The organism is Enterobacter sp. SLBN-59, from assembly GCF_024807915.1.
Classification (GTDB): Bacteria; Pseudomonadota; Gammaproteobacteria; order Enterobacterales; family Enterobacteriaceae; genus Enterobacter; species Enterobacter asburiae_B.
In genome coordinates this window covers 3,156,253-3,168,575 of the sequence record NZ_JANUFI010000001.1, presented here as the reverse complement: position 1 = coordinate 3,168,575, position 12,323 = coordinate 3,156,253, and the positions used below count along the sequence as shown (strand labels likewise).

At 55.9% G+C, this 12,323-nt stretch carries 13 protein-coding genes; 11 read left to right on the top strand and 2 right to left on the bottom strand.

The genetic code is table 11. The features are described from left to right. The first annotated feature begins 79 nt into the window (after positions 1 to 79). From ftsN to rraA, 5 genes are all read left to right on the top strand, one after another. Positions 80 to 1,069, top strand: a complete 990-nt coding sequence (ftsN, locus tag M2422_RS15080; RefSeq protein WP_064673067.1) for a cell division protein FtsN — start codon at positions 80 to 82, stop codon at positions 1,067 to 1,069. A 94-nt stretch (positions 1,070 to 1,163) separates the two neighbouring features. Continuing rightward, positions 1,164 to 1,694: an ATP-dependent protease subunit HslV gene (gene hslV, locus M2422_RS15075; protein WP_008501802.1), complete on the top strand. Its 531-nt coding sequence runs from the start codon at positions 1,164 to 1,166 to the stop codon at positions 1,692 to 1,694. Between the two features lie 9 nt (positions 1,695 to 1,703). Beyond that, entirely contained in the window at positions 1,704 to 3,038 is a 1,335-nt protein-coding gene (gene hslU, locus M2422_RS15070; RefSeq protein WP_023309685.1) for an HslU--HslV peptidase ATPase subunit, read from the top strand. A 68-nt stretch (positions 3,039 to 3,106) separates the two neighbouring features. Beyond that, a complete protein-coding gene (gene menA, locus M2422_RS15065) occupies positions 3,107 to 4,027 on the top strand; it encodes a 1,4-dihydroxy-2-naphthoate polyprenyltransferase (RefSeq protein ID WP_033146936.1) in 921 nt (306 codons plus the stop codon). Between the two features lie 92 nt (positions 4,028 to 4,119). Then, positions 4,120 to 4,605, top strand: a complete 486-nt coding sequence (gene rraA, locus M2422_RS15060; protein WP_032662736.1) for a ribonuclease E activity regulator RraA — start codon at positions 4,120 to 4,122, stop codon at positions 4,603 to 4,605. Between the two features lie 586 nt (positions 4,606 to 5,191). Here rraA and zapB read toward each other — a convergent pair. Beyond that, positions 5,192 to 5,431 (bottom strand): septal ring assembly protein ZapB, encoded by a 240-nt coding sequence (gene zapB / locus M2422_RS15055; RefSeq protein WP_010436935.1) that lies wholly within the window; start codon positions 5,429 to 5,431, stop codon positions 5,192 to 5,194. A 410-nt stretch (positions 5,432 to 5,841) separates the two neighbouring features. Between zapB and M2422_RS15050 the strand changes: the two genes are divergently transcribed. From M2422_RS15050 to fpr, 4 genes are all read left to right on the top strand, one after another. Next, a complete protein-coding gene (locus tag M2422_RS15050) occupies positions 5,842 to 6,687 on the top strand; it encodes an MIP/aquaporin family protein (protein ID WP_014885705.1) in 846 nt (281 codons plus the stop codon). Between the two features lie 21 nt (positions 6,688 to 6,708). Next, positions 6,709 to 8,217 carry a glycerol kinase GlpK gene (glpK, locus tag M2422_RS15045; RefSeq protein ID WP_023309688.1) on the top strand — a complete coding sequence of 503 codons (1,509 nt, stop codon included), beginning with the start codon at positions 6,709 to 6,711 and terminating at the stop codon, positions 8,215 to 8,217. A 153-nt stretch (positions 8,218 to 8,370) separates the two neighbouring features. Further along, the gene (gene glpX / locus M2422_RS15040) at positions 8,371 to 9,381 is read left to right on the top strand and encodes a class II fructose-bisphosphatase (RefSeq protein ID WP_032662725.1); all 1,011 of its coding nucleotides are present in this window, start codon (positions 8,371 to 8,373) and stop codon (positions 9,379 to 9,381) included. A 96-nt stretch (positions 9,382 to 9,477) separates the two neighbouring features. Further along, entirely contained in the window at positions 9,478 to 10,224 is a 747-nt protein-coding gene (gene fpr / locus M2422_RS15035; RefSeq protein ID WP_029739198.1) for a ferredoxin--NADP(+) reductase, read from the top strand. On the opposite strand, the gene M2422_RS15030 is transcribed toward fpr, so the two are convergent. After that, on the bottom strand, positions 10,225 to 10,644 hold the full coding sequence (locus tag M2422_RS15030) for a DUF805 domain-containing protein (RefSeq protein WP_023293600.1): 420 nt from the start codon (positions 10,642 to 10,644) through the stop codon (positions 10,225 to 10,227). A 112-nt stretch (positions 10,645 to 10,756) separates the two neighbouring features. Between M2422_RS15030 and M2422_RS15025 the strand changes: the two genes are divergently transcribed. Both M2422_RS15025 and tpiA read left to right on the top strand, forming a co-directional pair. Beyond that, positions 10,757 to 11,353, top strand: coding sequence for a DUF1454 family protein (locus M2422_RS15025; protein WP_033146940.1), 597 nt, complete (start codon positions 10,757 to 10,759; stop codon positions 11,351 to 11,353). Between the two features lie 111 nt (positions 11,354 to 11,464). Next, positions 11,465 to 12,232 carry a triose-phosphate isomerase gene (tpiA, locus tag M2422_RS15020; RefSeq protein WP_014172206.1) on the top strand — a complete coding sequence of 256 codons (768 nt, stop codon included), beginning with the start codon at positions 11,465 to 11,467 and terminating at the stop codon, positions 12,230 to 12,232. Positions 12,233 to 12,323: the final 91 nt, after the last annotated feature.

Here is a 12,323-nt window from a genome sequence, read left to right as displayed (position 1 = left end):
GGATACCCTTATCTGGTCAAAGCCCCGCCGCTTAAGTAACATGGCGGACTGACGAACGAATAAATACAGCGAAACGATAGTGGCACAACGAGATTATGTACGTCGCGGCCAGCCGGCACCTTCGCGACGCAAAAAGAGTAGCTCAAGGAAAAAGCAACGTAACCTGCCTGCTGTCTCGCCAGCAATGGTCGCTATTGCTGCGGCTGTAGTCGTCGCCTTTATTGGTGGCCTGTACTTCATCACGCACCATAAAAAAGAAGAGTCTGAGGCGCTTCAGGCCAGTAAAGTTGCCGGAAATGGCCTTCCTCCGAAGCCTGAAGAGCGCTGGCGCTATATCAAAGAGCTGGAAAGCCGTCAGCCCGGGGTGCGTGCGCCAACCGAACCTTCTGCGGGTGGTGAAGTGCAGAATGCGAATCAGCTGACGGATGAACAGCGTCAGCTGCTGGCCCAAATGCAGGCCGATATGCGCCAGCAGCCTACGCAGCTGAACGAAGTGCCGTGGAATGAGCAGACGCCGGCACAGCGCCAGCAAACGCTGCAGCGACGTCAGGCGCAACAGCAGATCCAGCAGCAACAGCAACAGCAGCAGTGGGCGCAAACCCAGCCGGTGCAGCAGCCGAAAGCACAGCCGCGGGTAACGGAACAGCCATACCAGCAGCCGACGCGTACGGCGCAGTCTCAGCCAGTCCAGCAGCAGCCGAAAACGCAGCCGCAGAAACAGGCGGCTCAGCCGTATCAGGATCTGCTCCAGACGCCAGCGCATACCACCGCGCAGCAGCCGAAAACTCAGCAGGCCGCGCCGGTGACCGAAGCGCCGAAGCAGACGGCTGAGAAAAAAGATGAGCGTCGCTGGATGGTACAGTGCGGTTCGTTCAAAGGCGCGGAGCAGGCGGAAACGGTACGTGCGCAGCTGGCCTTTGAAGGGTTTGATTCGCGTATTACCACCAATAACGGCTGGAATCGCGTGGTGATTGGTCCGGTCAAAGGCAAAGAAAATGCCGATGGCACCATTTCTCGTTTGAAAATCGCCGGCCATACAAACTGCATTCGACTCGCCTCCGGGGGTTGAAACCCCCAAAATCCCCCCCATCTATCATTTAATTCAGCCCTGAGCACAGGCTCAGGGCTTCTGTTTCCCGATTCTGTAACCAGGGGGTCTGCTCGTGACAACAATAGTAAGTGTACGCCGTAACGGCCATGTGGTAATCGCCGGTGATGGCCAGGCCACGCTGGGTAATACCGTCATGAAAGGCAACGTGAAGAAAGTGCGCCGCCTCTACAACGACAAAGTGATCGCCGGTTTTGCTGGCGGCACGGCGGACGCCTTTACGCTGTTTGAACTGTTTGAACGCAAACTGGAAATGCACCAGGGTCATCTGGTGAAAGCTGCCGTTGAGCTGGCGAAAGACTGGCGTACCGACCGCATGCTGCGCAAGCTCGAAGCGCTGCTGGCAGTGGCCGATGAAACCGCCTCGCTGATCATCACCGGTAACGGTGACGTCATTCAGCCGGAAAATGACCTGATTGCCATCGGCTCTGGCGGCCCTTATGCCCAGGCTGCAGCCCGCGCGCTGTTGGAAAATACCGACATGAACGCGCGTGATATCGCGGTGAAGGCGTTGGATATTGCAGGTGATATCTGCATTTATACCAACCACAACCACACCATCGAAGAATTGACCTCCAAAGCGTAAGGATCTCCCATGTCTGAAATGACCCCACGCGAAATTGTCAGCGAACTGAACAAACACATTATCGGCCAGGATAACGCCAAGCGTTCCGTGGCTATCGCCCTGCGTAACCGCTGGCGTCGTATGCAGCTTGATGAAGAGCTGCGCCACGAAGTGACGCCGAAAAACATTCTGATGATTGGCCCGACCGGCGTCGGTAAAACCGAAATCGCCCGTCGTCTGGCGAAGCTGGCTAACGCGCCGTTCATCAAAGTGGAAGCCACCAAGTTCACCGAAGTGGGCTATGTAGGTAAAGAAGTGGACTCCATTATCCGCGATCTGACCGACTCGGCGATCAAGATGGTGCGCGTCCAGGCGATCGAGAAAAACCGCTATCGCGCGGAAGAGATGGCCGAAGAGCGCATTCTCGACGTGCTGATCCCACCGGCAAAAAACAACTGGGGCCAGGCAGAGCAGCAGGCGGAACCATCCGCGGCGCGCCAGGCATTCCGCAAAAAACTGCGTGAAGGCCAGCTGGACGACAAAGAGATTGAGATCGATCTCGCTGCCGCGCCAATGGGTGTGGAAATCATGGCGCCTCCGGGCATGGAAGAGATGACTAGCCAGCTGCAGTCCATGTTCCAGAACCTGGGCGGCCAGAAGCAGAAAGCGCGTAAGCTGAAAATCAAAGACGCGATGAAGCTGCTGATTGAAGAAGAAGCGGCGAAGCTGGTAAACCCGGAAGAGCTGAAGCAGGACGCTATCGACGCGGTTGAGCAGCACGGTATCGTGTTTATCGACGAAATCGACAAAATTTGTAAGCGCGGCGGCAACAGCTCCGGCCCGGACGTGTCCCGCGAAGGCGTTCAGCGCGACCTGCTGCCGCTGGTTGAAGGCTGCACAGTCTCCACCAAGCACGGCATGGTGAAAACGGACCACATCCTGTTTATCGCTTCAGGGGCGTTCCAGGTTGCCAGCCCGTCGGATCTGATCCCCGAACTGCAGGGGCGTCTGCCTATCCGCGTTGAGCTGCAGGCGCTTACTACCGAAGATTTCGAACGTATCCTGACCGAGCCAAACGCCTCTGCTACCGTACAGTACAAAGCGCTGATGGCGACCGAAGGCGTGAACCTCGAGTTCACCGAAGACGGTATCAAGCGTATTGCCCAAGCCGCATGGCAGGTCAACGAAACCACCGAGAACATCGGTGCGCGTCGCCTGCATACCGTGCTGGAACGCCTGGTAGAAGATATCTCTTATGACGCGAGCGACCTTAACGGCCAAACCGTTACCATTGACGCAGAATATGTGAGTAAACATCTGGATGCGTTAGTGGCAGATGAAGATCTGAGCCGTTTTATCCTATAATCGCGGTTACTGGATTCTCATCACGTTTAATGGGGGCTAATGCCCCCATTTTTATTGGCTAAATACTTATGACTGACATCAGCCGTACTCAGGCGTGGCTCGAAAGTCTGCGCCCTAAAACGCTTCCTCTGGCCTTTGCCGCAATTATCGTCGGCACCGCCCTTGCCTGGTGGCAGGGTTATTTTGATCCGCTGGTCGCCGCGCTGGCACTGATTACCGCCGGCCTGCTGCAAATCCTCTCCAATCTCGCCAACGACTACGGCGACGCGGTAAAAGGCAGCGACAAGCCGGACCGCATAGGGCCACTGCGCGGAATGCAGAAAGGGGTGATTACCCAGGCGCAGATGAAACGCGCGCTGATTATCACCGTGGTGCTGATCTGCGTATCCGGCCTGGCGCTGGTGACGGTGGCGTCTAAGACCACCAGCGATTTCATTGGCTTCCTGGTGCTGGGTTTACTGGCCATTATCGCGGCCATCACCTACACCGTCGGCACGCGTCCTTACGGTTATATTGGACTCGGGGATATCTCCGTACTGGTGTTCTTCGGCTGGCTGAGCGTGATGGGAAGTTGGTACCTGCAGGCGCATACGGTGATCCCTGCCCTATTCCTGCCCGCGACCGCCTGCGGTCTGCTGGCGACGGCGGTGCTCAACATCAACAACCTGCGCGACATCGACAGCGATCGCGAGAACGGCAAAAACACTCTGGCGGTTCGTCTGGGGCCGGTCAATGCGCGCCGCTATCACGCCTGTCTGCTCATTGGCGCGCTGGTTTGCCTGGCGCTGTTTAACCTGATTTCCTTGCAGAGCCTGTGGGGCTGGCTGTTTGTGCTTGCCGCGCCACTGCTGATTAAGCAGGCCCGCTTTGTGATGCGTGAACTCAGCCCGTCCGCCATGCCGCCGATGCTGGAACGCACGGTAAAAGGCGCGTTGCTGACTAACCTGTTGTTCGTCATCGGGATTGTTTTAAGCCAGACGCTGCGTTAGCTGACAAATATCAATTAACAATTGATGATTTTGCCAACAACGCATTTCGCACGATATACTGAACACATTCGCAGCAACTGAGCGTTAAACCTATGAAATACGATACCTCCGAGCTCTGTGACATCTACCAGGAAGATGTCAACGTCGTTGAACCGCTGTTCTCCAACTTTGGTGGGAGGTCGTCGTTTGGCGGTCAAATCGTCACGGTGAAATGTTTCGAGGACAACGGGTTGCTGTACGATCTGCTCGAACAGAATGGCCGTGGCCGCGTTCTTGTGGTCGATGGCGGCGGTTCCGTGCGCCGTGCATTAATTGATGCTGAACTGGCCGGCATTGCCGTTCAGAATGAGTGGGAAGGCCTTGTGGTGTATGGTTCCGTACGTCAGGTGGACGATCTGGAAGACCTGGATATCGGGATTCAGGCCATCGCTGCCATACCGGTAGGGGCGGCGGGTGACGGCATCGGCGAAAGCGACGTGCGCGTCAATTTCGGCGGCGTGACCTTCTTCTCCGGGGACCATCTCTACGCCGATAATACCGGCATTATCCTGTCGGAAGATGCGCTGGATATCGAGTAGTTAAAAGTCAGCGAGAACCATAAAAAAACCGCCAACAGCAATGTGGCGGTTTTTTTGTCCCCTCAGGATTCGCGGTCCGTTGGGAAGTTTTGCAGACTAACACCAGGGAGTTTCATCATACTCTCGTCCAAACCTTCGGCAACCCCTCAGAACCTTTATAAAATCCTAATTGTCTATGAATACCTTAACTCCACGGTTGATGCTCATTATGATGAAGCGTCCCTTTCCGCCATCTCGCAAATGGGCATCGGTCCAGGGAAAGGTGTATTCACTACCGTAAAGCAGGCTAATACCAGGGCTTGTGTCCACCGACTTATCACCGGTGGTGAACGGTGGAGCGGTTAGCTGCAGGGACCGCATAATGAAACGCTATTTATGTATCGCGTTCATTGTCGCCAGCGTACTCGTTGTAAAGAGTGATGAACCGAATGTGTTCGTTGCTTTTGCTATGACAGCGCAGGACAAGTAGCGTTAAGGCCGCCTTTGGCGGTCTTTTTTATGGTGAGCCCCGGCTGACATCAAATCATAAAAAAAGCCGGGTGGCGGCTTCGCCTTACCCGGCCTGTTCAATTCATCCCGTAGGGAATTAGACCTCTTCCATACGTCCCAGCAGCGCCTGCAGGCGATCCTGCCAGCCGTTCTGCTGTTCGCGCAGCTGGTTGTTTTCGCGCTCCAGTTCTTCGCGGCCGTGCTGAGCGTTCTGAACTTCCTGCGCCAGGCTGTTGTTCTTTTCTTTCAGCTCTTCAATTTCCATCTGCAGCAGGGTGATGGTGTCAATCGCCTGCTGTACTTTCGATTCCAGTTTCTCAAACACTTCTAAAGACATGATGCTACCTCTCCTGAATTGCAAGGCGACGCTTTAACATAAACGCGCACGACATATACCGTCGATTGTATGGAGCGCGGCGCTCTGTGTCCAGCGACACGCCGCGCAGATCGCGGTTTGCAACACTTTTAGGTCTGGTCCTGGTGTGTTCGCGTCATATACCCCTAAATTGTTAACTGATTCGTTAATGAAATGATTCAGCTCACATTCCTGCACTGATCCTGTACTGATGCAAAAATGTGCTTTATGGCGCGAAAACGCTCATTTTATTGACGCAGACCACACATTTTGATTTCGATATTTCTCGTTTTTGCTCGTTAACGATAAATTAACACTATGTCTACAGGGCATCGTGGCTGTCACGGGCGGCCATGCTAACAATAAACATCAATTTCTTCAGGATTCCGATTATGAGTCAGACATCAACCTTAAAAGGCCAGTGCATTGCCGAGTTCCTTGGTACCGGGTTGTTGATATTCTTCGGAGTGGGCTGTGTCGCTGCACTGAAAGTGGCGGGTGCCAGTTTTGGTCAGTGGGAAATCAGTATCATCTGGGGTCTGGGCGTGGCGATGGCCATCTACCTGACTGCAGGGGTTTCTGGTGCACATCTTAACCCGGCGGTGACAATCGCACTGTGGCTGTTCGCGTGCTTTGACGGACGCAAAGTTGTTCCTTTCATTCTTTCTCAGTTTGCCGGCGCGTTTTGCGCAGCGGCGTTAGTTTACGGGCTTTATTACAATCTTTTCATCGACTTCGAACAGACGCATCATATGGTACGCGGCAGTGTCGAAAGTCTGGATCTGGCAGGTATCTTCTCAACCTATCCAAACCCGCATATTAATTTTGTGCAGGCGTTCGCAGTTGAAATGGTGATTACCGCTATTCTGATGGGCGTTATCCTGGCGCTGACCGACGACGGAAACGGCATTCCGCGCGGCCCGCTGGCACCCCTGCTGATTGGTTTGCTGATTGCGGTAATTGGCGCATCCATGGGCCCGCTGACCGGATTCGCGATGAACCCGGCACGTGATATCGGACCAAAAGCCTTCGCCTTTATCGCTGGCTGGGGCGACGTCGCCTTCACCGGTGGCAAAGACATTCCTTACTTCCTGGTACCGCTGTTTGCGCCGGTTGTCGGGGCTGCGCTGGGTGCGTTTAGCTACCGCAAATTAATTGGTCGCCACTTACCGTGCGACACCTGTGTGGAAGAGGAGAAGGAAACGACTTCTACCGCACAACAAAAAGCTTCGCTGTAATCTGACTACGGGACACATACCATGACCGAAAAAAAATATATCGTTGCGCTCGACCAGGGCACTACCAGCTCCCGCGCTGTCGTAATGGATCATGACGCGAACATCGTCAGCGTGTCACAGCGCGAATTTGAGCAAATTTATCCTCGTCCAGGCTGGGTAGAACATGACCCAATGGAGATTTGGGCGTCACAAAGCTCCACGCTGGTCGAAGTGCTGGCGAAAGCCGATATCAGTTCCGACGAGATTGCCGCGATTGGTATTACCAACCAGCGTGAAACGACGATTGTCTGGGAACGTGAAACCGGTAAGCCCATTTACAACGCTATCGTCTGGCAGTGCCGCCGTACATCCGAGATCTGCGAACAGCTGAAGCGCGACGGTATGGAAGAGTACGTGCGCAGCGCCACCGGTTTGGTGGTTGACCCGTATTTCTCCGGCACCAAAGTGAAATGGATCCTCGACCACGTAGAAGGTTCACGCGAGCGTGCTAAACGCGGCGAGCTGCTGTTCGGTACCGTCGATACCTGGCTTATCTGGAAGATGACCCAGGGACGCGTTCACGTGACCGACTACACCAACGCCTCGCGTACCATGCTGTTCAACATCAACACCCTGGAGTGGGATGACAAGATGCTGGACGCGCTGGACATTCCGCGCGCGATGCTGCCTGAAGTGCGTAAGTCTTCCGAAGTGTACGGCCAGACCAACATCGGCGGTAAAGGCGGCACCCGTATTCCTATCGCCGGTATCGCCGGTGACCAGCAGGCGGCGCTGTTCGGCCAGCTGTGCGTCAAGGAAGGGATGGCGAAGAACACCTACGGCACCGGCTGCTTTATGCTGATGAACACCGGCGAGAAGGCGGTGAAATCAGAAAACGGCTTGCTGACCACCATCGCCTGCGGCCCGCGCGGCGAAGTGAACTATGCCCTGGAAGGTGCGGTGTTCATGGCGGGTGCATCCATTCAGTGGCTGCGCGACGAGATGAAGCTGATCAGCGATGCGTTCGACTCCGAGTACTTCGCGACCAAAGTGAAAGACACCAACGGCGTGTACGTGGTGCCTGCGTTCACCGGTCTGGGCGCGCCGTACTGGGACCCGTATGCACGCGGCGCAATTTTCGGCCTGACGCGCGGTGTGAACTCTAACCACATTATTCGCGCTACTCTCGAATCCATCGCCTACCAGACACGCGACGTGCTGGAAGCGATGCAGGCTGACTCTGGCATTCGTCTGCACGCCCTGCGCGTGGACGGCGGTGCGGTAGCGAATAACTTCCTGATGCAGTTCCAGTCCGACATTCTCGGCACCCGCGTTGAGCGCCCTGAAGTGCGTGAAGTGACGGCGCTGGGCGCGGCATACCTTGCCGGTCTGGCGGTAGGCTTCTGGCAGAACCTGGACGAGCTGCAGGAAAAAGCGGTTATCGAACGCGAGTTCCGCCCGGGCATCGAAACCACCGAGCGTAACTTCCGCTACAGCGGCTGGAAAAAAGCGGTGAAACGCGCCCTGGCGTGGGAAGAGCACGAAGAGTAATCCCCCTCACCCCGGCCCTCTCCCCAAAGGGGAGAGGGTGTTTTAAGTCCCCTCGCCCCTTTGGGGAGAGGGGCTCCAACCGCACCGGCCCCCTCACCCCTCCCCACTCTGTGATAAACTTCGTGCAATTCCTTTTGATTGCACGAGTACCTCATGAAACGTGAACTTGCTATCGAGTTTTCCCGCGTCACCGAAGCGGCCGCACTTGCAGGCTATAAATGGCTGGGCCGTGGCGACAAAAATACCGCAGACGGCGCAGCCGTCCATGCCATGCGTATTGTACTTAACCAGGTCAACATTGACGGCACCATCGTGATCGGCGAAGGCGAGATCGACGAAGCGCCGATGCTCTACATCGGTGAAAAAGTCGGTACCGGCAAAGGCGATGCCGTGGATATCGCGGTTGACCCGATCGAAGGCACCCGCATGACGGCGATGGGTCAGGCCAATGCGTTAGCGGTGCTGGCCGTGGGCGATAAAGGCTGCTTCCTCAACGCGCCGGACATGTACATGGAAAAGCTGATTGTCGGTCCAGGCGCGAAAGGCGCAATCGACCTTAGCCTGCCGCTGGAAGAGAACCTGCACAACATCGCCAAAGCCCTGGGCAAACCCCTTAGCGAACTCACCGTCACCATTCTGGCGAAACCGCGCCACGACGCCACTATCGCGCAGATGCAAAAGCTCGGCGTGCGCGTGTTTGCTATCCCTGACGGTGACGTTGCCGCCTCGATCCTGACCTGCATGCCGGACAGCGAAGTCGACGTGCTCTACGGCATCGGTGGCGCGCCGGAAGGTGTGGTCTCCGCGGCAGTGATCCGCGCGCTGGATGGCGATATGCAGGCCCGTCTACTGCCCCGCCATGAGGTGAAAGGCGACAGCGAAGAGAACCGCCGTATCGGGGAAAACGAGCTGGCGCGCTGCGAAGCGATGGGCATCGAGGCCAATAAAGTGCTGGCTCTGGACGAGATGGCGCGTAGCGATAACGTTGTCTTCTCGGCGACCGGCATCACCAAAGGCGATCTGCTGGACGGCATCACCCGCAAGGGCAATATGGCCACCACTGAAACACTGCTGATTCGCGGTAAATCACGCACCATTCGCCGCATCCAGTCTATCCACTATCTCGACCGCAAAGACCCGGACGTGCAGACGCACATTCTGTAAAACCGTTTGATCGATAGAGCTTTCCGGCCCTGACGGGCTGGAAATTACCACCACAAGTACGGAAGATAGAACAGAGAAACAGCACAGGAGAAGATCATGGCGGACTGGGTAACAGGTAAAGTCACAAAGGTACAGTTCTGGACCGATGCGCTATTTAGTCTCACCGTACATGCTCCCGTTCACCCGTTTAAAGCCGGGCAATTTGCGAAGCTGGGACTGGATGTCGACGGCGAGCGCGTGCAGCGCGCCTACTCTTACGTTAACGCGCCTGATAACCCGGATCTCGAGTTCTATCTGGTCACCGTTCCTGACGGTAAGCTCAGCCCGCGCCTTGCCGCCCTTAAGCCCGGCGACGAGGTGCAAATTGTGAGTGAAGCAGCAGGCTTCTTTGTGCTCGAAGAGATCCCTGACTGCGACACGCTCTGGATGCTGGCAACCGGTACGGCCATCGGCCCTTATCTCTCTATTTTGCAGTACGGCAAAGATCTGGAGCGCTTTAAAAACATCGTGCTGGTTCACGCTGCGCGCTACGCCGCAGACCTGAGCTATTTGCCGCAAATGCAGGCGCTTGAACAGCAGTACGGCGGGAAGTTAAAGATTCAGACGGTGGTCAGCCGTGAAACCGTAGCAGGAGCGCTTACCGGCCGCGTGCCGGCGTTAATTGAGAGTGGAGCCCTGGAAGACGCGGTGGGTTTGCCGCTGAACGCTGAAACCAGCCACGTCATGCTGTGCGGCAACCCCCAGATGGTGCGGGACACGCAGCAGCTTCTGAAGGATACCCGGCAGATGACGAAACATCTTCGCCGCCGACCGGGCCATATGACCGCCGAACACTACTGGTGATCAGCGGTATTTCACCTCGACGGTGTCTTTACCGTATTTATTTTCGCTCTGGGTGCCAATAAACGCGCCCAGATCGACAATCATCATCACGAAGATGACCGACGGCAGCAGCCTGCCCACAACCCACGGCAGGATGGACGGCAGCATCGCCCAGTTTCCCGCCACCAGCATCCACGCCAGAATAATCAGAAATGCCCACGCGCCGGAACGCCCGCGATCGTGCAGCCGTTTTACGACAACCGCCGCCGTTGGCCATAGCAGGCAGACCAGCGCGAAGGCCGCCGTTTGCGTGCTCAGCCAGGCGTTGTAAGCCACGAAAAACAGAAGCAGCATGGCGACAACCCACGTCACCATCCAGATCCAGAAATCACGGCGTCCAATACGCCCTTTGAATGAAAACAGCCACTGCTGTATGGTCATGTAAGGTTCCTTATTATCGTATAGCGCGCATTTTACCCTGGAGTTGTGACCTTTTGACAAGCCGACCAGATATCGTTTTAATCATGAGCACTTACGGCCAGGGGCAATGTTAATGAAAAGTTCGGCACGTTCTCTTTTCCTGTGTTTAACGCTGCTCAGCGCGGGTTATCCCCTGCACGCCGCCGAAACCACAGCCCCGACCACAGCACCCTATCTGCTGGCGGGCGCGCCGTCGTTCGATCAGTCTATCAGCCAGTTTCGTGAAACCTTCAATCAGACCAACCCCACGCTGCCGCTGGATGAGTTTCGCGCCATTGATGGCTCACGCGATACCCCCACACTGACCCGTGCGGCAAGCAAGATTAACGAGAATTTGTATGCTTCCACGGCGCTGGAGCGCGGTACGTTAAAAATCAAAAGCATGCAAATCACCTGGCTGCCGATACAGGGGCCAGAGCAGAAAGCCGCTAAGGCGAAAGCGCTGGAGTACATGAGCGCGGTACTGCAGGCCTTTACCCCTGCGCTGACGAAAAAGCAAAGCCAGCAAAAGCTGCAAAAACTCCTTACCGCCGGGAAAAACAAGCGTTACTACGCTGATACCGAAGGCGCAATCCGCTATGTTGTGGCGGACAACGGCGAAAAAGGACTGACCTTCGCTGTTGAACCGATTAAGCTGGCACTATCTGACACCCTCGGCGGGGCGAATTAATGACAAAAAGCAAAGCCTTTCGAGGGAAAATCTCTATACTGATTCACAGACCATGCTGCCCGACAGGGTGGCCATATTCCTTAATTCGCTTATTTAGCGTGGAGAATTGAAATGCGACATCCTTTAGTGATGGGTAACTGGAAACTGAACGGCAGCCGCCACATGGTAAACGAACTGGTTGCGAACCTACGTAAAGAGCTGGCTGGCGTGACGGGCTGCGCGGTTGCTATCGCTCCGCCGGATATGTACCTGGATCTGGCTAAACACGCCGCTGACGGCAGCCACATCATTCTGGGCGCGCAGAACGTTGACGTTAACCTGTCTGGCGCGTTCACCGGTGAAACCTCCGCTGAAATGCTGAAAGATATCGGCGCGAAATACATCATCATCGGCCACTCCGAGCGTCGCACCTATCACAAAGAATCCGACGAGTTCATCGCGAAGAAATTTGCCGTGCTGAAAGAGCAGGGTCTGATTCCGGTTCTGTGCATCGGTGAAACCGAAGCGGAAAACGAAGCGGGCAAAACCGAAGAAGTGTGCGCACGTCAGATCGACGCAGTGCTGAAAACCCAGGGCGCGGCAGCGTTCGAAGGCGCAGTAATCGCATACGAGCCAGTCTGGGCGATCGGTACCGGCAAATCTGCAACCCCTGCGCAGGCTCAGGCGGTTCACAAATTCATTCGTGACCACATTGCTAAAGCCGACGCGAAGGTCGCTGAGCAAGTGATTATCCAGTACGGCGGTTCCGTAAACGCCTCCAACGCTGCTGAGCTGTTCACCCAGCCAGACATCGATGGCGCGCTGGTTGGCGGTGCATCCCTGAAAGCTGACGCTTTCGCGGTGATCGTTAAGGCAGCAGAAGCGGCTAAACAGGCGTAATTGCCTTTGTGGCGGGTGGCGCTTGCGCTTACCCGCCGCTCTTCTCCTCCCTCTCCCTTAGGGAGAGGGGTGGGGTGAGGGGAAACACCTC

Excerpts from the sequence above, each read along its gene's own strand:
- hslU (WP_023309685.1), top strand. The coding sequence starts at position 1,704 with ATGTCTGAAATGACCCCACGCGAAATTGTCAGCGAACTGAACAAACAC.
- menA (WP_033146936.1), top strand. The coding sequence starts at position 3,107 with ATGACTGACATCAGCCGTACTCAGGCGTGGCTCGAAAGTCTGCGCCCT.
- rraA (WP_032662736.1), top strand. The coding sequence starts at position 4,120 with ATGAAATACGATACCTCCGAGCTCTGTGACATCTACCAGGAAGATGTC.
- zapB (WP_010436935.1), bottom strand. The coding sequence starts at position 5,431 with ATGTCTTTAGAAGTGTTTGAGAAACTGGAATCGAAAGTACAGCAGGCG.
- M2422_RS15050 (WP_014885705.1), top strand. The coding sequence starts at position 5,842 with ATGAGTCAGACATCAACCTTAAAAGGCCAGTGCATTGCCGAGTTCCTT.
- glpK (WP_023309688.1), top strand. The coding sequence starts at position 6,709 with ATGACCGAAAAAAAATATATCGTTGCGCTCGACCAGGGCACTACCAGC.
- glpX (WP_032662725.1), top strand. The coding sequence starts at position 8,371 with ATGAAACGTGAACTTGCTATCGAGTTTTCCCGCGTCACCGAAGCGGCC.
- fpr (WP_029739198.1), top strand. The coding sequence starts at position 9,478 with ATGGCGGACTGGGTAACAGGTAAAGTCACAAAGGTACAGTTCTGGACC.
- M2422_RS15030 (WP_023293600.1), bottom strand. The coding sequence starts at position 10,644 with ATGACCATACAGCAGTGGCTGTTTTCATTCAAAGGGCGTATTGGACGC.
- M2422_RS15025 (WP_033146940.1), top strand. The coding sequence starts at position 10,757 with ATGAAAAGTTCGGCACGTTCTCTTTTCCTGTGTTTAACGCTGCTCAGC.
- tpiA (WP_014172206.1), top strand. The coding sequence starts at position 11,465 with ATGCGACATCCTTTAGTGATGGGTAACTGGAAACTGAACGGCAGCCGC.